This window comes from Marinomonas maritima, assembly GCF_024435075.2.
GTDB classification, from domain to species: domain Bacteria; phylum Pseudomonadota; class Gammaproteobacteria; order Pseudomonadales; family Marinomonadaceae; genus Marinomonas; species Marinomonas maritima.
This window is the reverse complement of sequence record NZ_JAMZEG020000001.1, coordinates 318,989-340,710: the sequence shown is the minus strand read 5'-3', so window position 1 is coordinate 340,710 and position 21,722 is coordinate 318,989. Positions and strand designations below refer to the sequence as shown.

General features: G+C 43.5%; 20 protein-coding genes. 8 read left to right on the top strand and 12 right to left on the bottom strand.

The annotated features are described in order from the left end of the window. Positions 1-64 precede the first annotated feature (64 nt). Positions 65-1,045, top strand: coding sequence for an aldo/keto reductase (locus M3I01_RS01725; protein WP_255893837.1), 981 nt, complete (start codon positions 65-67; stop codon positions 1,043-1,045). Positions 1,046-1,370: 325 nt separating this feature from the next. Further along, positions 1,371-2,603 (top strand): methyl-accepting chemotaxis protein, encoded by a 1,233-nt coding sequence (locus M3I01_RS01720; protein ID WP_255893836.1) that lies wholly within the window; start codon positions 1,371-1,373, stop codon positions 2,601-2,603. 86 nt (positions 2,604-2,689) lie between these two features. Here the strand turns inward: M3I01_RS01720 and M3I01_RS01715 are convergent, their stop codons facing one another. From M3I01_RS01715 to M3I01_RS01680, 8 genes are all read right to left on the bottom strand, one after another. Then, positions 2,690-3,544 (bottom strand): class III extradiol dioxygenase family protein, encoded by an 855-nt coding sequence (locus tag M3I01_RS01715; protein ID WP_255893835.1) that lies wholly within the window; start codon positions 3,542-3,544, stop codon positions 2,690-2,692. Continuing rightward, positions 3,544-3,906 (bottom strand): protocatechuate 4,5-dioxygenase subunit alpha, encoded by a 363-nt coding sequence (locus tag M3I01_RS01710; protein ID WP_255893833.1) that lies wholly within the window; start codon positions 3,904-3,906, stop codon positions 3,544-3,546. The genes M3I01_RS01715 and M3I01_RS01710 overlap by 1 nt, the downstream gene beginning before the upstream one ends. 48 nt (positions 3,907-3,954) lie before the next feature. Further along, entirely contained in the window at positions 3,955-4,827 is an 873-nt protein-coding gene (locus M3I01_RS01705) for an amidohydrolase family protein (protein ID WP_255893832.1), read from the bottom strand. A 52-nt stretch (positions 4,828-4,879) separates the two neighbouring features. Then, complete coding sequence (locus M3I01_RS01700; RefSeq protein WP_275564884.1) at positions 4,880-5,968, bottom strand: 4-oxalomesaconate tautomerase; 1,089 nt, start codon at positions 5,966-5,968, stop codon at positions 4,880-4,882. Beyond that, entirely contained in the window at positions 5,961-6,638 is a 678-nt protein-coding gene (locus M3I01_RS01695) for a 4-carboxy-4-hydroxy-2-oxoadipate aldolase/oxaloacetate decarboxylase (protein WP_255893830.1), read from the bottom strand. The genes M3I01_RS01700 and M3I01_RS01695 overlap by 8 nt, the downstream gene beginning before the upstream one ends. A gap of 30 nt (positions 6,639-6,668) precedes the next feature. Then, positions 6,669-7,676, bottom strand: coding sequence for an amidohydrolase family protein (locus M3I01_RS01690; protein ID WP_255893829.1), 1,008 nt, complete (start codon positions 7,674-7,676; stop codon positions 6,669-6,671). A 282-nt stretch (positions 7,677-7,958) separates the two neighbouring features. Continuing rightward, a complete protein-coding gene (locus M3I01_RS01685) occupies positions 7,959-8,438 on the bottom strand; it encodes a peroxiredoxin (protein ID WP_255893827.1) in 480 nt (159 codons plus the stop codon). 62 nt (positions 8,439-8,500) lie between these two features. Further along, on the bottom strand, positions 8,501-10,477 hold the full coding sequence (locus M3I01_RS01680; RefSeq protein ID WP_255893826.1) for a methyl-accepting chemotaxis protein: 1,977 nt from the start codon (positions 10,475-10,477) through the stop codon (positions 8,501-8,503). Between the two features lie 254 nt (positions 10,478-10,731). On the opposite strand from M3I01_RS01680, the gene M3I01_RS01675 reads away from it, so the two are divergent. From M3I01_RS01675 to M3I01_RS01665, 3 genes are all read left to right on the top strand, one after another. Next, positions 10,732-12,144 (top strand): aminotransferase-like domain-containing protein, encoded by a 1,413-nt coding sequence (locus tag M3I01_RS01675; RefSeq protein WP_275564883.1) that lies wholly within the window; start codon positions 10,732-10,734, stop codon positions 12,142-12,144. A gap of 212 nt (positions 12,145-12,356) precedes the next feature. Beyond that, the gene (locus tag M3I01_RS01670) at positions 12,357-12,767 is read left to right on the top strand and encodes a PilZ domain-containing protein (RefSeq protein WP_255893823.1); all 411 of its coding nucleotides are present in this window, start codon (positions 12,357-12,359) and stop codon (positions 12,765-12,767) included. A 12-nt stretch (positions 12,768-12,779) separates the two neighbouring features. Further along, the gene (locus tag M3I01_RS01665; protein WP_255893822.1) at positions 12,780-13,295 is read left to right on the top strand and encodes a DUF501 domain-containing protein; all 516 of its coding nucleotides are present in this window, start codon (positions 12,780-12,782) and stop codon (positions 13,293-13,295) included. A 54-nt stretch (positions 13,296-13,349) separates the two neighbouring features. Here M3I01_RS01665 and M3I01_RS01660 read toward each other — a convergent pair whose 3' ends face one another. Further along, positions 13,350-13,640 carry a hypothetical protein gene (locus tag M3I01_RS01660; RefSeq protein WP_255893821.1) on the bottom strand — a complete coding sequence of 97 codons (291 nt, stop codon included), beginning with the start codon at positions 13,638-13,640 and terminating at the stop codon, positions 13,350-13,352. Positions 13,641-13,729: 89 nt separating this feature from the next. Continuing rightward, positions 13,730-15,214 (bottom strand): glycerol kinase GlpK, encoded by a 1,485-nt coding sequence (gene glpK, locus M3I01_RS01655; RefSeq protein WP_255893820.1) that lies wholly within the window; start codon positions 15,212-15,214, stop codon positions 13,730-13,732. Positions 15,215-15,371: 157 nt separating this feature from the next. Here glpK and M3I01_RS01650 point away from each other — a divergent pair, with 157 nt between their 5' ends. The 3 genes from M3I01_RS01650 to M3I01_RS01640 all read left to right on the top strand — a co-directional run bounded on the left by M3I01_RS01650 (position 15,372) and on the right by M3I01_RS01640 (position 18,705). Continuing rightward, positions 15,372-16,142: a DeoR/GlpR family transcriptional regulator gene (locus tag M3I01_RS01650; protein WP_112136406.1), complete on the top strand. Its 771-nt coding sequence runs from the start codon at positions 15,372-15,374 to the stop codon at positions 16,140-16,142. A gap of 182 nt (positions 16,143-16,324) precedes the next feature. Further along, positions 16,325-17,812 carry a glycerol-3-phosphate dehydrogenase gene (gene glpD, locus M3I01_RS01645; protein WP_255893819.1) on the top strand — a complete coding sequence of 496 codons (1,488 nt, stop codon included), beginning with the start codon at positions 16,325-16,327 and terminating at the stop codon, positions 17,810-17,812. Positions 17,813-17,934: 122 nt separating this feature from the next. Next, the gene (locus M3I01_RS01640; RefSeq protein ID WP_255893818.1) at positions 17,935-18,705 is read left to right on the top strand and encodes a TSUP family transporter; all 771 of its coding nucleotides are present in this window, start codon (positions 17,935-17,937) and stop codon (positions 18,703-18,705) included. Here the strand turns inward: M3I01_RS01640 and gcvA are convergent, their stop codons facing one another. After that, entirely contained in the window at positions 18,706-19,650 is a 945-nt protein-coding gene (gene gcvA / locus M3I01_RS01635; RefSeq protein WP_255893817.1) for a transcriptional regulator GcvA, read from the bottom strand. It lies immediately after the preceding gene. Between the two features lie 546 nt (positions 19,651-20,196). Continuing rightward, on the bottom strand, positions 20,197-21,570 hold the full coding sequence (locus tag M3I01_RS01630; protein WP_275564882.1) for a glyceraldehyde-3-phosphate dehydrogenase: 1,374 nt from the start codon (positions 21,568-21,570) through the stop codon (positions 20,197-20,199). Positions 21,571-21,722: the final 152 nt, after the last annotated feature.

The following is a 21,722-nucleotide window of genomic DNA, read 5'->3' as shown; positions in this document are numbered from 1 at the left end:
TTTTCGTTACACTGTTTTGTTACGGTATCAAGCTAGTTAGATTAAATAACAAGGAGCCTTTTTTATGTCAAAACATTCACATTTAGCCAATCCAAATATCGGCCTAGGCTGCATGAATTTATCCCATGCTTATGGTTCACCCGTTGCCGAAGAACAAGCTATCAAAGCGCTTCATGCCGCCTTCGAAATTGGCTATCGTCATTTTGATACAGCCACTTTATATGGTGGTGGTAATAATGAACTCTTAGTAGGCAAAGCACTAAAAGGTCGCCGAGATGAGTTTTTCCTTGCCAGCAAATGCGGCATGGCGATGGTTAATGGAAAAAAAGAAATTAACGGTCGACCAGAAAACATTCGCCAACAATGCGAAGACAGTCTAAAACGTCTGCAAACAGACCACATCGATTTATATTATTTGCATCGCTTAGACTTCAATGTGGCAATCGAGGAAAGCGCTGGCGCGCTAGGCGAATTAGTGAAAGAAGGCAAAATTGGTGCGGTGGGGTTATCAGAAATTTCTGCTGAAACGCTAACTCGTGCGCACAAAGAATTCCCTATTACCGCGATTCAGTCCGAGTATTCTTTATGGACGCGCAACCCAGAGATTGCCGTGTTAGAAGTTTGCAAACAATTGGACATCACCTTTGTTGCTTTCAGTCCATTAGCCCGTGGATTCTTAACAGGCACATTAAAAGACATTGCCGATTTAGAAGCAAAAGACATTCGCAACAACATGCCACGCTTCAATGCGGAGCATTACCCTAACAATCTCGCCTTGTTGAATGACTATTTTTCCCTAGCAAAAGACATTGGCTGTACGCCCGCTCAACTCGCTTTGGCTTGGCTAAAAGCAAAAGATGATAATATTGTCTCTATTCCGGGCACTCGCTCAGTTAATCATATGAGAGACAATTTTGAATCAGCACAATTATCGTTGGATGCAAAACAAGTCAGCTTACTAGACGAGATGATTAATCAAAACAACGTTCATGGCACACGTTACACAGCCGCACAACAAGCGGAAATAGACACTGAAGAATTCTAACAATATTACCCTTTGTTCTAACAAAGGGTAATATTACTGCCATATAAACAGGGTATAATAGACATCTAAATAAATGAGCCCCCCTTTTTTACTCACTTAAGCTTACATTTCATTACTTTTTAAAAACACTTCAGAAACATCAAATTCTTTTTAAATGAACTAATATCTTACACATAATGTAGGAAATCCCTTACAAAATAACAATACCTTTCCTCACAAAAACACCAGAGAAAACCGAGAGCAATATATGTTTTTTACTAGAAAACCTAAGAATACAAAAAATGAACAACCAAACGTATCTGAAAGTGATGCCTTGGTTAATGCTATGAGTAATTTTTGTGCAACTATTTACTTTCTACCCGATGGCACGATTACTGATGCAAACCCGCTGTTTCTTAGCACTGTCGGTTATTCGTTAGAGGAACTTAAAGGGCAACATCACTCAATGTTATGCCCTCATGAAATTGCCTCCAGTGAAGAATATAAAAAATTCTGGCCAAAACTTGCCTCTAATCAATGCCAACAAGGCACCTTTTTACGTAAGAAAAAAGACGGAGGCGACCTTTGGCTAGAAGCCACCTATTTCCCAATAAAAGTAGATGGTGAAGTCGTAAAAATCATGAAAATCGCTTCTGATATCACCACAGTAAAACAACTTGCCGACAATCAAGAGGCGGTTTATAACGCAATAAATCGCTCCAATGCAATGATTGAATTCCAACCTGATGGCACTGTAATAACAGCCAATGACAATTTTCTATCTGCAATGAACTTTAACTCCATCAAGGAGGTTGCAGGCCAACACCATAGGAAATTTTGTAAGGATCAATTTTATGAAGATCATCCGCATTTCTGGGCTGAACTTGCTCAAGGTGAATTCAAAACAGGCCAATTTGAACGCATAAATAAACAAGGGAAAACTATTTGGTTAGAGGCCAGCTACAACCCTATTTTTAATCACGCAGGTAAAGTCGTTAAGATCATTAAGGTGGCATCAGACATTACCGATCAAGTAAACGAGCAACAAGCCATTCAGCACGCTGCCGAAGTCGCTCACTCTACTTCTGTTGAAACCGCTCAAGTGTCAGAAAATGGTTCGAAAATACTGCGTCAAACGGTAGAAACGTCCAATAAAATTGTTTCTGATATTGAAGTGTCCACCAATTTAATCGAACAGTTGAATAAACAATCTGAAAACATAGCTAAGATAGTAACGACCATCGGCTCTATTGCCGATCAGACAAACCTACTGGCGCTAAACGCCGCTATAGAAGCCGCCCGAGCAGGTGAACATGGCCGAGGCTTTGCGGTGGTTGCCGATGAAGTCAGAACGCTCGCCGCCAGAACAAGCACTTCAACCATTGAAATCGAAGAAATGGTTGCACAAAACAGCAATCTAACTCGTCAAGCAAAAGCAAGTATGATTCAAGTAAGCGAACGTTCTGGGGAAAATGCGATACTGATAGAAGAAGCATCTGGCATCATAGATGAAATATTGACGGGTGCAGACCATGTCGCCAACACCGTAAATAAACTACTGAACATCGACAAAAAATAGCTTTTATTGATAGCCATTAAAAATCCGATGTCTGATTACAGGCATCGGATTTTTTATGAGCGTTTACAAGCAAGTTTGAAAAGAACTTATTCCGCTTTCGGCATTTCATGCTCTAACAGTAAAAGCCCTGCACCGGTATTGGAGATGGGCGCGTGATAATTGCGGTGTAACTCCGTGACTTTTCCACGTAAAACCCCACGCATGGCGATCCACATATTCAGTTCAACCGTTTGTGCGCCGCCTATTTTAACCAAATCCAAATTGCTGTATTTGGTTAATTCTTCTGGGCATTCAACCAGTTTGTCCATGCATTCAAGATCAAATTTTCGGTTAAGTGTTCCTGCACCTTCGCCGTCTAGCTGATGAGATAATCCACCCGTTCCAAAGATAGCCACTTTCATATCGGAGTCATAAGACTCGATCGCTTTACCAATCGCTCGGCCTAATGCATAACAGCGCTTTGGTTGAGGCATTGGATACTGCTCGCAGTTTATGCAAACAGGAATCACTTTAACGTGACTATAATTATTACCCGGCCACATCAAGCTAAGCGGCACTGTTAAACCATGATCCACTTTCATTTCTTGGCAAATGGTCATATCAAAGCCGTCGTCAACCAGACTGTTCGCAATATGCCAAGACAATTCAGACTCTCCTGTCACAGGAGGAATAGTCGCAATTCCCCAACCTTCATCCGAATTGTGGTATTCGTCTGCGACGCCAATAGCGAAAGTCGGCTTTTTATCAATAAAAAACTCTAAACCATGGTCATTATAAAACAAGACAATGACGTCTGGTTTCTTTTCATTTAACCACTGACGAACAGGAGGATAGCCATCAAAAAAAGGTTTCCAATACGGTGTTTCTTCCGCTTTGTTTGCCATTGCGTTAGCAATTGCCGGAATATGAGACGTTGTGACTGCACCAATAATATTCGCCATTACACTTCTCCTGAGCCACGTCTAACCAGCATGGCTTTAAATTCTTCAAGGCTTTGGCCACTTTGAATGGCACCGATATCTTGCATATTCAATTTAAGAAGACCCGCAAACTTCGCCACGTAATAAATACTGCCACCTTGCTGTAATAAGCCAATAATATCGCGTTCATGAATGGCTTTAATCTGCATGTCTGTTAAGCCATATTTTGTGCAATACGCATCGGGATCTTTATTAAACTCGTCCCGGGCAGATTGCTCATTGAAAGAAAAACACATTTTATTCAGCCCGTAGCCTTTCTTGGCCATCTTACCATCGAACAAGTAAACGCCGGGTATTGGCTGGGTTGGGTCATTGGTTGTCATGAGTAATACCTCTTAGATTTGATGTCTATTGCACCACAGATTATAAAATCATGACCAATAGAGACGCATTGGGTTGTCCACCAACAATGCTTGTTGCAGCGCATCAGTAGGCGCAATCATCGGAATGACATCCACTAGATGACCATCATCAGGCACATGAGTTTTCATGTTTGGATGTGGCCAATCTGTTCCCCACAAAACACGATTCGGAAACTGCTCAACCAAGGTACGTGCAAAGGGCACAACATCAGAATAATCCGGTGCTTGCAGCGTTAAACGCTCTGGACAACTGACCTTACACCAGACATTGTCGTTGTCTGCCATGAAGTTAACAAAGCGTTTAAAATCGGGATGATCCACGCCATTGGCAACGCTTGGCGTTCCCATGTGATCCACAACGATAGTGGTATTTAATTCCTTTAAGAAAGGAATCAATTCTTCAAGTTCAGCCGCTTCAAAATACACCACAATGTGCCAACCAAACGGTCTGATCTTTTCAGCAATCGAGAAAAACACTTCTTTTGGCGTGCTGTCCACAAGACGTTTTACAAAGTTAAAACGCACACCTCGAATACCCGCCGCGTGCATTTTTTCAAGTTCAGCATGGGTAATGCTGTCATCGACAAATGCCACACCTCGAGCCAAATCCCCTGCGGTTTCTAACGCATCGATCAAAGCCGCATTATCCGTACTATGGCAGGACGCCTGAACAATCACATTACGCGAAAAACCTAAATGATCACGCAAGGCGAACAGCTGCTCTTTCGACGCATCGCAAGGCGTGTATTTACGTTTCGGATGATAAGGAAATTTATCCGCTGGGCCAAAAACGTGACAATGTGCATCCACCGCACCCGCTGGTGCCTTGTACTTTGGCTGACTTGGGGCGGGATGAAATGGGAGATAATCTTTGTCCATCATGTTCAAATACCTATTTAATAATTCGTTATGTCGTCAAGTAAGAGAACTCGTATCAAAGACCATTACTGTGAGCAAAGACCTGCCCATCAAATAACTTCCTCGCGGTACGTAAAATCGCGGCTGAGCCTATCTCGCCACTGTCTTCTTGATCCAAAATTACGGTCATAGCACCAATTGGATGTTCAACATCCAACGTCATGCGTGAATCAGACTTAAACTTAGCCACTTCATTGGCAGGTGAACCTTTTAATACCGCCGCCGTTGCGACACTCACCGCAGCCAAAACACCGATCGATGCATGACAACGATGAGGAATGAACGTACGTGTCGAAATCGCACCGCCATGGGTTGCCGCGCTCACCATGGTCATTTTAGGCACTGATTTGTCTTTCACATCGCCCAAATTCATCATCGGGCCGACTTGCAAACGGATCGACTCTAACTTTGCACGCAAGGTATCGTTGGCTTCCAACTCTTCACGAGACTCTTGCCCTGTGATGCCCATGTCAACCGCTCGCAGGATAACCACAGGCATGCCGTTATCAATACAAGTCACTTCAATACCATCAACCACATCGATCACGTTACCGGTCGGCAACAAAGCACCACAAGTTGACCCGGCTGTATCTTGAAACACAATCGGCACCGCCGCCGAAAAACCCGGCACACCATCAATACGGGCGTCGCCTTCATACTGCACTTCGCCGTCTTTAACCAAGACACGGGCGACCGCAATTTGACCGGTATTTTCCATGAAAATACGAACCGAGGTTTCACCTTCAAGACCGTTTACCAAACCACGCTCAATCGCAAACGGGGCAATGCCTGCTAAAATATTGCCGCAGTTTTGTGCGTCGGTAACAATGGCTTGATCAACAAACACCTGCAGAAACAAGTAGTCGACATCGGCATCGTCGCGGGCAGATTTTTTCACCACAGCCACTTTAGAAGTAAGAGGATCTGCGCCGCCGAGGCCATCAATTTGGCGTTCATCCGGCGAGCCCATTACGCGCAATAAAAACCGCGCGCGCGCTTCGATATCCGTCGGCAAATCCGATGCCAAAAAATAAGCCCCTTTTGAGGTGCCACCGCGCATCCACATGCACGGCGCACTTTTTAGGACGTCTGATGCGTTAGACATACTTAAGGCCTTTTTCTTTCAAACGTGGACGCATGTCATAAATGTCCAAGCCCAATTCGCCATTTGCCATGCGAATGCGTTTTGCCTCTTCATTCGCCATACGTTTACGCGCCAGTTCTAGCACTTCTGCTGCGTTTTCACGACGTACGACCACAACACCGTCATCGTCTGCGACAATCACGTCACCAGGGTTCACCAAAGCATCCGCGCACACCATCGGCACGTTGACCGAGCCAACGGTTTCTTTAATCGTACCTTCAGAAAACACAGCTTTTGACCAAACCGGAAAATTCATTTGACGAAGGTCGCGCGTATCACGAACGCCGCCGTCGATGATCAGACCCACCACACCGCGAGACTGCGCAGACGTTGCTAACAAATCACCGAAAAAACCGTGGTTAGAAGGCGATGTTGGTGCGAACACCATCACGTCACCCGCTTTACATTGCTCAATCGCCACGTGCATCATCCAGTTATCGCCCGCGGCACCAGAAATGGTGATCGCCGAACCGGCAATGGTTTTGTCCATTTGGATCGGTCGTAAGTAATGCGCAAGCAAGCCAATACGACCCTGAGATTCGTGGATCGTCGCCACGCCGCATTCTGCCAAACCATCGATTACCACTTGGTCGGCACGTTCTATATTTTGTACTACTACATTATTTCGCATGATTCTTTCCTTCCCTTTTAATTGAGAGCCTTATGCTTTCAATCGTGAAAAAACACGACGTGCATTGCCTTCAAAGATGGCTTGTTTCTGCTCAGCGGATAACACAGTGTTGTTATCTATATAACGTTTCGTATCATCAAAATAGTGACCCGTTTCTGGGTCAATACCACGTACGGCACCAATCATTTCAGACGCGAATAGGATGTTTTTCGTTGGAATAATATCCAATAACAAATCAATGCCACGCTGATGGTACACACAGGTATCAAAATAAATGTTGTTCAATACACGTTCCGCAAGATCAAAGCCTTGGTCTAGTGCCATACCGCGGAAACGTCCCCAATGGTAAGGCACCGCGCCGCCACCATGTGGAATGATGATTTTCAATTCAGGGAAGTCTTTAAACACATCCGACATCATCAATTGCTGGAAGCCAGTCGTGTCGGCACCCAGATAATGCGAACCGGTTGTGTGGAAACAGTCATTACAAGCGGCACTTACGTGAATCATTGCAGGAATGTCGTATTCACACATTTTTTCGTAGATAGGGTAAAAAGAACGATCGCCCAAAGACTTATCTTGCCAATAACCGCCGCTTGGATCTGGGTTCAAGTTGATGCCAAGGAACCCCATTTCTTCAATGGTACGGACTATTTCACCGACAGACTTAGCAGGATCAACACCAGGAGATTGAGGCAGTTGCGCAACAGGCGCAAAGTTTTCTGGGAATAAGTCACACACGCGACGAATTAAATCGTTTTGATGCTCCGTCCAATATTGGCTCGTGTATTCATTGCCAATGTGGTGTCCCATCCAACTCGCACGCGGGGAAAAGATAGTTAGGTCCGTGCCACGTTCTTGCTGTAAACGAAGCTGGTTATTGATGATGCTGTCGCGAATCTCGTCATCCGACACAATGACTTTGCCTTTTTCGCCAACAAAATAAGGGTCTTTAGCAACCTGCGCTTTTTGTTGATCGCGGTACTCACCAACACCGGGCGGTGTTGTCGTGTAATGTCCATGGCAATCTATAATCATGTGACTACTCTCTATTCTTATTTAAAGTAACAAACTGCTGTGCAATGGAATTGAGTGAAGCCATTCCATCACAATGTGTGAAGAGTATTCTTTTATGAGGACAATTTGGCTATTTCAATTTAGCCGAAAGGGTATTAAATTTTGAGATAGACAGTTTTATTTCATGTGATAATAATATTTTTTGTAGCCCTCAAAATAGAACGAGCTTTGGTTCACTAATAAATACCAAACACAAAAAAACGACGCACATGGCGTCGTTTCGTTTTTTTTGTGTCGGAATATCTACAGTTGAGATAATACGTATTCAGCAGAGCTGACTTTGTATTCGCCTGGCTCATCTAGCCATAACTGTTGCACTATGCCATTTGACACTAACATGGCGTAACGACGACTACGAATCCCCATTTTTGCCGCCGAGATATCTAATTCCATACCCATAGAGCACGTCAGCTCAGCCAGACCGTCAGAGGCCATAATAAGGTTTTCTGCGTTATTCGCTTGACCCCAGGCATGCATCACAAAGACGTCATTGACGGAAAGGCAGATAATATCGTCAATTCCTTTTTCTTTTAGGTCATCAGAATGCACAACAAAACCAGGTAAATGACTGGCACTACACGTTGGCGTGAAAGCACCCGGTACGGCAAACATCAATACAGTTTTTCCTGAGAAAAACTCAGTCACATCTATCGTTTCAGGGCCTTCTTCTCCCATAACTTGAAACGTACCATGAGGCAACATATCACCAACAAGAATCGACATAGACTTTATCTCCCGAGAATTAAGTTACACTAATACTAACGCAATCTATCTTAGAAAAACCATCAAACAATCTTAAACTGGCGAAGTAGATGTTTCTGATGAGCCGCTAACTTTGACAAGCCTTCACTGTCACTCTCGCTTTGATCCGAACCCAATGCCGCTTGTTCAGACATCTCAGATATCTCAAGCACATTCAGCTTAACTTCTTGCGAAACCGCAGACTGTTCTTCAGCCGCTGCCGCTATTTGCGTACTCAAATCACGTATCTCTGCCATGCTGCTTTGCAATTCAGCTAACGACAATCCAACTGTACGAGCCTCTTCAACACTGGCATTAGCACTCTTACGGCTTTCTTCCATACTGCCAACCGTTTTCGTCACGCCTTGTTGTAATTGAACGATAACGCGTTGTATTTCTTCGGTAGAACTGTGTGTGCGAGTTGCTAGAGTACGAACCTCATCTGCCACCACAGAAAACCCTCGACCTTGCTCACCAGCACGCGCCGCTTCGATGGCCGCATTTAATGCCAATAGATTCGTTTGCTCTGCAATGGCTTGAATCACATCCAAGATACGATCGATGTTCTTGGAATGCTCATCAAGCTGATTAACAACTTCTGTAGACTCTTCAATTTTTGCAAGAAGGAGCTCTATTTTTTGAATATTTGCATCCATCAAAGCACGATTATGATTGGCTCTTTGGTCAACCGACTGAATTTGGTGCAAAATAACCTCTGAACTTTTCGCCACTTGATCTACTGCAGAAACCATTTCAGACATAGATGATGCCACTTCCGTCGTTTTGTCATTCTGCGCTTTCATCAATCGTTTAGAGTTCGCTGCTAAGCGAACATTACTGACGGCAGATTCGGCGACATTATTAGAAACTTGATCTATTTCAGCCATCACGCTTTGTAATTTGGCAACCAGTCCATTGACCCAACCCGATAGCTCGCCAAACTCATCTTTGGTTTGGACGTTACTACGCTGAGTGAAATCACCATCTGATATTTTACCCAAGACAGTCATCACTTCTTTTAACGGTAGTCGAATACTTCGGCTAACCCACAAAGCCACCAGCACAGCAATCACAATCGATACCACAAGCACGATTCCGATAATAAGCGTCGATAACGTCGCTGCATCGCTCGCTTCAGCTTTTGCTTCCTCACCCATTTGTTTTGTCGCGGACAATAATTCCTGTACTGATGTATTCACGATCTCCATGCTGTCTGACAACTGCTTAGCCAAGGTTTCAGACTCTTGAAGTAAACGAGCACTTTCATATTGTTTCGCTACCACACCTTCATCTGATGCAACACCTATCTCAATCTCACTAACCAGATCATTGATGTTGTCATCATTTAAATACGACTCTTTATCCTTCAAGCTCGTAATGATAGATGCCATTTCATCGCGAAATGACCGCATATTTTCTAAACTACGGACATCAAAATAATCGTTTACTGACACTTGCAGGCTTTGTATTTGGCTTTGCATATAGGACGCAGCAAATTGAACTTCTGACGTATCACCATCCGTCTCTAACATGCCCAAATCTTCAGACGTAAAATTGATCGCATCTTTCAAATCCAGTTTTTCATCTGGCACTACAGCTTGTAGCTCTAGCATTTTCTTGTGATTAGAAAAGGCGATATCGGTATAACCAAAGAAACGTTCAACTTCTGCGTTGATATTTTCCAACGCCTGATTCATATCAGGAAGGCCTTGAAGCTGAACAGACAGTTGATTAGATACCTCACTAAACTCTTGTTTATGCAGTGAAAAGCGCCCAGATAAATTTTCTAACGAATCGGGTTTTTTACTCAGTAAATACTGTAACACGGCGGCATTTGCTAAGCTCAACTCGTCTTTTAAGGCATTACTCGTAGACGAAATGGTGGCCACTTTTCCCGTAACTATGTTCAGTCGATCCTCGATTTTATTAATGCCTACAAAACCCGATGCAGCAATCATCAATAAAAGCAGTAGTAGAATACTAAAACCAAATAAAATCCTTTGAATAACGGACAACGACATAATCGACCTCTAAATTAATCTCTACTCTAAGCTCTCTATGTCCCCATTCAACTGAAAGACACTCACATTTACTAAAAACTAACCAATCATACAGGAAAACCATAACACTTTATTTACAAACAATGACGCATCATCAACGTCAAATAACATGCGACGTGAATCTATAAACGTCACCTTGCTGATCCGCATAGATTTCTTTCAATCCACCAATCTGGTAGATTGACCCTCTCTTTAATGAATTCGAATTGCGCTTTATGGATTGCCCCTTATACGAAAAAATCGCCAACCAAATTGAACACCAAGTTCATGAAGGTATTTTCTTACCAGGCGCAAAAATCCCATCAGTTCGAAAGTCCAGTAAACAAATGGAAGTCAGTGTTGCCACTGTGCTACAAGCCTATAGTTTACTAGAAGACAGAGGCGTCATTAAAGCACGACCGCAAAAAGGCTATTTCGTCCAAGAAAATCAACTACAGCCAATCGAGTCAGCAAAAATTGAACCTACTCAAAATGATGGCACCATTCATGCACTTTTAAGGCGCTTACTGCACGCGTCACAAGACGACAATATCATTCAATTTGGTGCAGCCATTCCAAAAAGCCAATTCTTGCCGATACGACAACTACAGCGCTCTGTTGGTCGACTTATGCGTTTAGAGCCAGAAATCTGTGCGGCCTACGAGTTTACACCCGGTTCATTAAGCTTGCGCCGTCAGATAGCCATCCGAATGCTAGACAGCGGCTGTCAACTACAACCCGATGACATCACCATCACACTAGGCTGCCAAAATGCCTTAATGCTGTCATTACAAGCCGTTGCCAAGGCTGGCGACACTATCGCCATAGAAAGCCCTGCTTATCATGGTGTCTTACAAGCCATCGAAATACTCAACTTAAAAGCCATTGAAATTCCCTGCTCGGCTGAGGACGGAATAGATTTAGATTTATTAGAACAAGCCGCCGCAAAGTGGGGTATTAAAGCCTGCATTGTCACACCAAATAATCAAAACCCGATTGGTGCCACACTCAGCCACCAAGCAAGACAACGTATTATCGACCAATCCGTACAACATAACTTCACGCTCATTGAAGATGACGTGTATGGCGAACTCAGCTACAAGGACAAGCGCGAGCGATCTCTCAAAGCAGACGACAAGCTTAACACTGTTATTTATTGCAGCTCTTTTTCTAAAAGCATCGCACCTGGGTTTCGCGTAGGTTGGATTGTCGGCGGACGATTTCAAACACAGATTGAACATTATGCGTATGTGCAATCTTTAGCGATTCCGACCTTAACACAAACCGCCATCGCCAATTTTTTAGAAAACGGGGCATACGATCGTCATCTACGAAAAACTCGATTGGCGTACCAAGATAACTTAGCCCGCTGCCAAGCACTAATTTTAGAGCACTTTCCAACAGGCACACAAACCTCGACCCCAAAAGGGGGATTTTTACTGTGGGTCACTTTACCAAACACGGTCGATGCCATGACGCTTCATTCCCAAGCACTAGAGAGCAATATTGGCTTACTTCCAGGATTAGCGTTCAGTTTAACCGCGCAGTTTAGTCATCATTTCAGACTGAATTACGCACTAAATTGGGACAATAAAACCGATGCAGCCCTAAGAGAATTGGGCAGACTTTGTCAGCAACAGACAAACTGATCTAAGCTAATTTAATACACTAAGCAACAATGAGCGCAAAGCGAGACACAGCGCCCTTCTCCATATAAGTAGAAGTTATGATTTAGGGCTTAGACATCTTAAAATTGATCTGTACAGACAGGGTAAAAAGCGTACAATTCGCATTCTTTTTTAAACACTCTGCCTCCTTGGCCGATAACATGAATATCTGAAATAGTAGCTGGCTTGTTGCGATGGAATTTGTTTTACATCCGAGAGACCTTCCGTTAGACATTACGCTAATAGAAGATCAGCCCTTTCCTCCAATTAATGAAGGAAGAGCTGGGTTTGTCGGTATAACCTATGTTGCCCTCCGCCCATTTGACAATGGACGCTCGGTAAGGATTACACTGGAAGAAATAGACCCGAATTTCTGCGTTTCTGGCCGTGTGGTTTGGTGCAACAAAGAAAAAGACGGCTATCGTATCGCCATTGAATTCCCCACCAATGAAGAATGCTATTGTGTTCGCATGATCGAGCAACTCTCTCAGATAGAGCATTATCGACGCCAAGCAAAAATTCAGGGGCGAAGACTTAACTACAATGAAGCTGCTGCCGAATGGATACAAAAATTTGCCGCAAGCTTTCCAGCATTCAGCATTTAATAAGACCCTACAATGACAAAAAAACTTTCTCAGCGTGATATCGACATCATCACAGCACAGCTCAAACGCACACCTAACGGAATCAATTCAGTTGCTCATTATTCACCTAATGGAACACCGCAAGTCTTAGAAATGGAAACCTGGGTATTTGATCAACCCTTTCCTACGCTTTACTGGCTTTCTAGCAAAGCCATAGACAAAGCATTGGCTAAAATAGAAAGCAGTGGCGTCGTAAAAGAATTGGAACAGCGCATTAAAGAAGATGAAGAGCTAAGAGAAGCGCATCATGCCTCCCATCGCGATTACATTGCAAGACGCTGGGAAGTCATGAGTGATGAACACAAAGCCATCATTGAGGCAAAAGGCTTTACACACCTCTTTGATAAATTAGGCATTGGCGGTATAGCAAACTGGGATCAAGTGCGATGCCTACACATGCAATACGCCCACCACCTTGCTGGCAATAATGTTATTGGTCGTATCCTCGACGAAGAATATGGCGTTAGAGCCATTGCAGACGCAGAATAACATAAAAAAGGGCAACTCAATGTTGCCCTTTTTAATTACTGTTAACCGAATTTTTTATTTCAAACCCTTCAACAATACTCTCAATTCATCCGGTGATGTCGCCTTTGGCAGCACCTCACGAATTCGATTAAACGCGGCTTGTGCAACAGTTGGACGTTGCGCGTAAGTCGTTAACGCACCACCAGTCCAACCGGCCAGCTTCACCATTTCATTTTTGAAATTGTTACCACCTACACCGTGTCCACCTAACGTCATTAGCGCATCTTCAATGGCTAAGTAGCTTGGGCGTTCACCACCAAACTTCATAAAGTCGTCTTCTTGTACTTCAGTAAACTGCTTTGACATTCTCTAAACCTTTTTAAAAACGTTTACTCTTAAAGTTAGACATAATTGCCTTATCGTACAAGCTATGACATGTATCAAATCGTAAAGATTTAGTTTCGCGTGCGAACACGGTCTACTGCTTTTTGCCAACCTTGATACAATTTATCTCCTGTACCTTTTTCCATTGTCGGCTCAAAGCTTTTATCCGCTTTCCACAATCCAACAACATCATCTAAAGATTGATAAAGACCAACATGCAAACCGGCCAGAAATGCTGCCCCAAGTGCGGTTGTTTCCGTTACGCAAGGGCGCTCTACCGTAATTTCTAATAAATCACTTAAGAATTGCACCATCACATCATTTATTACCATTCCGCCATCAACACGTAAAGAACTAAATGTCGCGCCATCTTGCGCCATCGCACCAACAAGGTCTCTCGTTTGATAACACACAGAGCGCAAACCCGCACTCACAATGTCTTCGACACTTGTGTCACGAGTAAGCCCTATCATGGCGCCACGTGCATCTGGGTCCCAATACGGCGCACCCAGACCAGTAAAGGCAGGCACAAGATAAACCGAATCATCATTCAACGCTTTCTTTGCTAAGCTCTGTGTTTCTTTCGCATCGGCAAAAAGCTTCAGCCCATCACGCAACCATTGAATAGCGGCGCCAGCCACAAAAATACTGCCTTCTAATGCATAAGTGACTTTGCCATTTAAACGATAGCCAACCGTTGTCAGCAGCTTATGTTCTGATCGAATAGCCTTATCGCCCGTGTTCAGAATCAAGAAGCAGCCAGTACCATAGGTGCTTTTTACCATGCCGGGTGTAAAACACGCTTGTCCAACCAACGCCGCCTGTTGATCACCAGCAATACCATTCACCGAAATTTCAGCACCTAACCAAGAAGCATCAATAACACCAAAATCAGCACTGCAATCCATCACTTCAGGGAAAATAACATCCCCTATACCGAGAATCTGAATCAGTTCGTCATCCCACTCTTGCGTATGAATATTAAACGCCATCGTACGCGCAGCATTTGTCGCGTCGGTTTTATGAGACTTACCCTTGGTTAATCGCCACAACAAAAAGCTGTCAACCGTACCAAAAGCCAAACGACCCGCCTGCGCTTTTTCTCGAGCCCCTTCAACGTTATCTAAAATCCAACGAATTTTTGTGGCTGAGAAATAAGGATCGATTAAAAGACCTGTTTTCTCTTGAACCTTTTCACCCAACCCCTGATCACTTAAAGATTGACAGAATCCACTCGTTCGGCGGTCTTGCCACACAATCGCGTTATATACCGGCTTACCCGTCTCAGTATCCCATAGAATGGTCGTTTCACGCTGATTTGTGATACCTATGGTTGCTATCGCTTGGGCATCGATCCCTGTATCCTTAAGAACAGATCGACAAACAGCTAAGGTAGATGACCAAATATCTTCTGGATCATGCTCAACCCAACCGTCATCCGGAAAGATTTGCGGGAACTCTTGCTGAGATTGACCGACACGGGTGCCTTTTTCGTCAAATAAAATAGCTCGAGAACTGGTAGTACCTTGATCGATAGCAAGAATATAATGCGCCATAGTGAATTCTCTTTGAAGTCACAGCCACTCAAAAATCGAGCGACTTAATTGTTGTTTTGTTTTTTGAACATGAATATTCAAATACGAATATTCCATATTAAAAACCAATGTGTACACATTTAGCAAGTAGTAACCTTTTTCAGGAGAATAAAACAATATGGGTCAACTCTCTCGCCAAGACAATATTGTCGCCATAGTAAAAGAAAAGGGCTATGTCACAATTGATGAATTGGCCAGCCAATTTACCGTTACACCGCAAACCATTCGCAGAGATATCAATGAGTTGGCTAAAGCGGATAAAATACGCCGACACCATGGTGGCGCTAGTTACGATTCCAGCACCACCAACGTGGCTTATGCAACCCGACAAATATTACAACTTCCAGCAAAAGAACAAATTGCTAAAAAAATTGCCGCTGAAATCCCTAATCATGCTTCCCTGTTTATCAATATAGGCACAACAACCGAAACGGTTGCGCGAGAATTATTGAATCACCAAGGCCTACAAGTTATTACTAATAATTTAAACGTCGCCGCTATCTTGAGCGGAAAAGAAGACTTTACTGTCATCATTGCTGGTGGCACGGTTCGTTCTCGTGACGGTGGCGTTATGGGAGAGGCCACCATCGACTTCATCAATCAATTCCGAGTAGACTTTGGTATTATAGGTATCAGTGGTATAGACCCAAATGACGGTTCACTTTTGGATTACGACTATCAAGAAGTTCGCGTTGCACAAAGTATTATCAATAACTCTCGTACTGTTTTTCTTGCAGCTGACAGTGCTAAATTCGGCCGTAACGCCGTTGTCCGCTTAGGCAATATCTCACAAGTCGACAGGCTGTTTACCGACGAGCAGCCGCCAAAAGCCATCATTAACATGATGAAAGAACACAAAGTACGATTAGAGCTTTGTACGCCCAAGTAACCCTTGGGCACAGCACTACCAGCTTAATTGAGGTTTGCCACTTCCGTTTTTTCATCAAAAAGATCAAATATTCACCAAAATCTTACAAACCGATATTGTCATGAGACACATAGAGGTTTAATATCGAACTCAAATGTTCATTTTCGAACATACACATTCGTATATAAATCGTGAGGCTTTGCATGAATCACTCCCATTTTGACCTATTTGTTGTTGGCGGCGGCATTAACGGCACCGGAATCGCTGCTGACGCGGCAGGACGCGGCTTGAATGTTGGCCTTTGCGAAATGGGAGATTTGGCTCACGCCACCTCATCGTCAAGCAGTAAGTTGATTCACGGTGGCTTACGCTATTTGGAACACTACGAATTTCGTCTTGTGAAAGAAGCGTTAACAGAACGTGAAGTACTGTTAAAAATAGCACCTCACTTAGTCACCCCCATGCGCTTCCAAATGCCACATAGACCTCATTTACGCCCAGCTTGGCTAATACGCATTGGGTTATTTCTCTACGACAACTTAGGGAAACGTGACACCCTGCTAAGCTCAAAAGGCGTAAAGTACAGCGCTGACAGCCCGCTAAAAGACGATATAACACAAGGCTTTGAGTACTCAGATTGCTGGGTAGATGATGCTCGTTTAGTTGTGACCAACGCTCTTAGCGCACAACAAAACGGCGCTTCTATTTTTGCTCGCACTCGCTGTACTTCAGCAAAACGTGTCGACAATCAATGGCATATAAGCCTAGAAGATCAGATAACTAAAGAAACCCACGAGATAACCGCGAAAGCGTTAGTAAACGCCGCAGGGCCTTGGGTATCATCATTTATCGAAACTAAACTGGAGCAAAAAGCCCCATATGGCATTCGCATGATCAAGGGAAGCCATATCGTAGTACCGAAGCTATATCAGCACTCTAATGCATTTATTATGCAAAACACGGATAAGCGTATCGTTTTTGCAATTCCTTATCGTGAACACTACACGTTGCTAGGTACAACCGATGTTGAGTACAAGGGCAACCCTAACGATGTAGCGATTACCGAAGAAGAAACCCAGTACATTTTAAAAGTGGCTAACGATCACTTCAAAAAAATACTCTCTCCAGCCGATGTCGTATGGAGCTATTCCGGTGTTCGCCCTTTATTAGAAGACGAGTCCTCTGACCCGTCTGCTGTGACTCGAGATTACACACTGCATCTAGACGACAAAAATCACAAGGCACCATTGCTGAGTATTTTTGGTGGGAAAATCACGACCTATCGTAAATTGGCCTTATCAGCGATGACGAAACTGTCGCCTTATTTCGATAACCTTGGCGAGGCTTGGACAGACAGTAAACCACTACCGGGTGGTAATTTAGACATGTCATTGGATGCCTTCACCATGAAGCTTCAACAAGACTACCCTTTCATTGGCGCTAACCTTGCTCGTCGTTTTGCTAACAGCTATGGCACGCTAACCCATACTTTGCTGGATAAAGTAAACTCCGAGAGCGAGCTTGGGCAACACTTTGGCAATCAGCTTTATCAAGTAGAAGTCGATTATTTGATAAATCATGAGTGGGCATGTTCAGCAGAAGACATTCTATGGCGCCGTACTAAACTGGGGCTTGAGCTGACACCAGATCAAGTGACTACCCTTGAGGGCTATATACAAACGAAAATGTAATATCGTCGGTAACGAATTCTAACATTCCTACTCATTGGCCCATCTAAACGATTGTTTAGGTGGGCTTTTTTTGGTCTACTAAAACGCGCCCTACCTCCCTCTGTAATAGGAAACAACACGCAATGGATTTTGTATTTTTTGAGATTTCTCTTTGGATCTATCTTGCGCTCTTTGGGGCGGCATTTTTTGCCGGTATGATCGACGCGATTGCAGGCGGCGGCGGCCTAATTACCGTCCCCGTCTTATTAGCAGCAGGACTGTCTCCAGCGGAGGCACTGGCGACCAATAAATTACAAGGCTGTGCAGGTACCGTCTCCGCTTCTTATCACTTTATTAAAAAAGGACAAGTGAGACTTTCTGATATGTGGCTACCCATTGTAATGACTGCAATCGGTGCTGTCTTTGGAACACTATTAGTCTCTTATTTAGACAGTGGTTTGTTGCTAAAAGCGGTGCCTATTATCTTAATTGCCGTGGCTATTTTCTTTTTCTTTTTGCCAAAGCTTCAACCTTATATTGCCAGCAAGTTTTCTCTTACTCATGCGCAGTTTGCCGTGATTATCGGTACCAGTATAGGTTTTTATGATGGTTTAATTGGCCCTGGCACAGGCGCTTTTTTTTCAACGGCTTATCTATGCCTAATGGGATTGACGGTGGTTTCAGCAACGGCACACACGAAAGTACTCAATGCGACCAGCAACTTAGCGTCACTCGCTATGTTTGCCTTTAGCGGCCACCTTATTTGGGCGTTAGGGATTGTTATGGGAATAGGTCAATGGTTTGGCGCACAAATTGGCTCACGTCTCGTTATTACCAAAGGAGTAAAACTCATTCGCCCTATGGTGATTATTATGTGCTTGGCCATTTCAGTTAAATTGCTTTTAGATAACTAATTATAGTGAGTTCAAATCATCGGGCGTCGTCAAAGCATCTTCTGGGGAATATTGGTAGCACTGTGCTACTAACCAACTGAGCAACTGCTGAACCGGCGCTCGCTGACGCTGCATTTCAGGACAAACAAACAAATATGCATGCCCTTCGTCCAATATTTCTGAGAACGGCATCATTAATCGCCCTTGCTGAATATCATCCATTACCAAAGGCGTTCTCCCTAAGGCAACACCCTGTCCTGCAATAGCGGCCTGCACAGCAAGATCGCCTCGGTTAAAACTGATGCCACGAGAAGGCTTAATACCTTTTGCATTAGCTAGTAGCAGCCACTTTTCCCACTCTGCATAAGGGCTGGAAAAACGCCATTCAGAGTCATCATTTAACAAAGGCACTTGTGCTAATTGACTCGCTTCGCTCAAAGTCCGTTGCTGCGCAAACGCAGGACTGCAAACAGGAAACACCTTATCTTTCATCAAGGGAACAATATGTCCTTTAGAACTATGAACATGACTATGCACTATCGCCACATCAATTCTGTCACGCTGGAAGCTCACTTCTCTGTCGTTGGCTTGGATGCGAAGCTGCAAATCAGGATAGGCTTCTTGCAAGCTGCCCAGTCGAGGAATCAACCATTTGGTTGCAAACGATGGCATCACAGAAACGGTTAAAATATTGGAGGTTTCTTCTTCCTGCAGCTCTGAAACCAACTCATTGATTTCATTAAAGCTATGATTTAACTGAACCGCCAAACGTGCGCCGGCTACCGTTAACTCCAAACGCCGGTGATAACGAACAAATAAAGTCAGCCCTAACCTTTCTTCTAATTGCCGAATTTGCTGACTAATAGCACCTTGAGTTAGGTGCATTTCTTGCCCGGCTTTTGTAAAACTTAAATGGCGCGCAGCGATAGCAAACGTCCCCAGTCCAGCCAAAGGAATAGACTTCATAAAAAAACCATCATAAGACGAGCTCAGCTACTGCAAAATAAAAAAAGATAATGAAAACGCATTTTCTATATATTGAATATGCAGATAAAAATCGAACTTATCACCCTAATATGATCAATTAAAGTAAAAAAAACAGCAAATCATGAAAAATTCAAAATAACCCAGAGTAACAAGACACGCATTTAATAATATACTATTATATATTGCATTAATTCAGCTAATCCTACAAAACAATTTATATCGTTTGCAACCTTCCTCTCCGAAGCTAAAATAGCGTTATCTCTTAGGTTTAACAGCAACCTAATATTTACTGATACAGCCCTAACTGTATTATTCTAAAAGCGTGTCCCACAGTCATGTTTTGGGTGAGCAGTATCATTCCCCACAGTGTGATACTGCTAGTTACTTTTATTTAAGCCGGATTTTTATCCGGCTTTTTTTTATCCGATTTTTTCTTTCCAACATTGATGACATCCATATCAGAACAAAAAACGGCGACCTTATGGGTCGCCGTTCAAAAAAACAATGTAATGCAGTCGTTATTTATTAAGCCGCTTGCTCTTCAAGCAACTCAACACTCATAAAATTTACCTGAGCAAGTTTCTCCATCAAACGAACCACCTGACAGCTGTAACCGTACTCGTTGTCGTACCAAACATATAATGTCGCTTGATTGCCGCGAACTTTCGTTGCTAACGAATCTAAAATCCCTGCTTGTTGAGAACCGATAAAGTCAGAACTCACCGCATCCGCCTCTTCACTGTAGCCAATTTGTCCCGTTAACTCGGCGCTATTAGATGCCGATTTTAACAACTGGTTAATCTCTTCAACGGATGTCTCAGACTTCAGGTTTAGACTTAATACCGCGATAGAGACGTTAATCACAGGAACTCGGATGGCGCTGCCGCTCAATTTGCCTTCTAGAGAAGGAATCGCTTTCGAAACAGCTTTAGCCGCACCCGTTTCTGTCATCACCATGTTCATGCCTGCTGCACGGCCACGACGGTCACCCTTATGAATATTATCGATTAGATTCTGGTCATTGGTGTAAGCATGAATCGTTTCGACATGACCAGATACGATACCGAACTTGTCTTCAAGAACAGACAATATCGGTGTAATCGCGTTGGTTGTGCAAGACGCCGCAGAAACAATGCGATCGTCTTCATTGATATCGCTATCGTTTACGCCGAAAACAATGTTTTTCATTTCTTTACCTGGCGCGGTCAACACAACACGTTCAATACCGGGGCGATTCAAGTGAACACTCAAACCATCACGGTCACGCCAGCGTCCAGTGTTATCAACTAATAAAGCGTTGTCGATGCCATGTGCTTGATAATCGACTTCAGCAGGATCTGAAGCATAAATGATTTTTACTGGGGAACCATTAATAATCAATGATTGGTTCGCTTCGTCAACCTTAACTAAACCTTCGTATATGCCGTGAACCGAATCGTATTTTAACAAACTCGCACGTTTAGCAAGGTCGTTATCACAAGCCTTACGAACCACAATAGCCGCTAACGCCATACCTGGTGTTGTATGACCTAACGCACACATACGACGAGCAAGCAAACGACCAATGCGACCAAAGCCGTACAACACAACAGGGGTTTCAGAGCCATTTTGAGAATGCGCCGCCAATACAGAAGACACATCTGCTTCTGCAATAAGAGATTCAAGCTCCACAGTGGTATGTGCATTATTACTAGCAAGAACTTGCTCCAACACTTGATAGACTTGCACAAGATCTAACTCCGGATGCTGATCAAAAGCCGTCATTAATCCAGTAACAGAATCTGCCATCAAGGTGTTTCCTGCCAACTGAACTTTAATCGCTTTTTCACGACCAAGTTTACCCAAAAGAGGAATCATAGATTCTGCTTGCGAAAGTGTTTGTAACCAAGTGCTTGTCATTTTCTGCCCCCGAAAAAAGACTCTGTTGTATCAATATGGGCGCAGTTTAACGACAGAATCAGACAAAAACAAATTGTAAGAAGACTACAAAAAACCTTTTAAATCGGTAGTTTAGAGTGTTTTTTTATAGAAATAACGAAATAAAAAGGAAG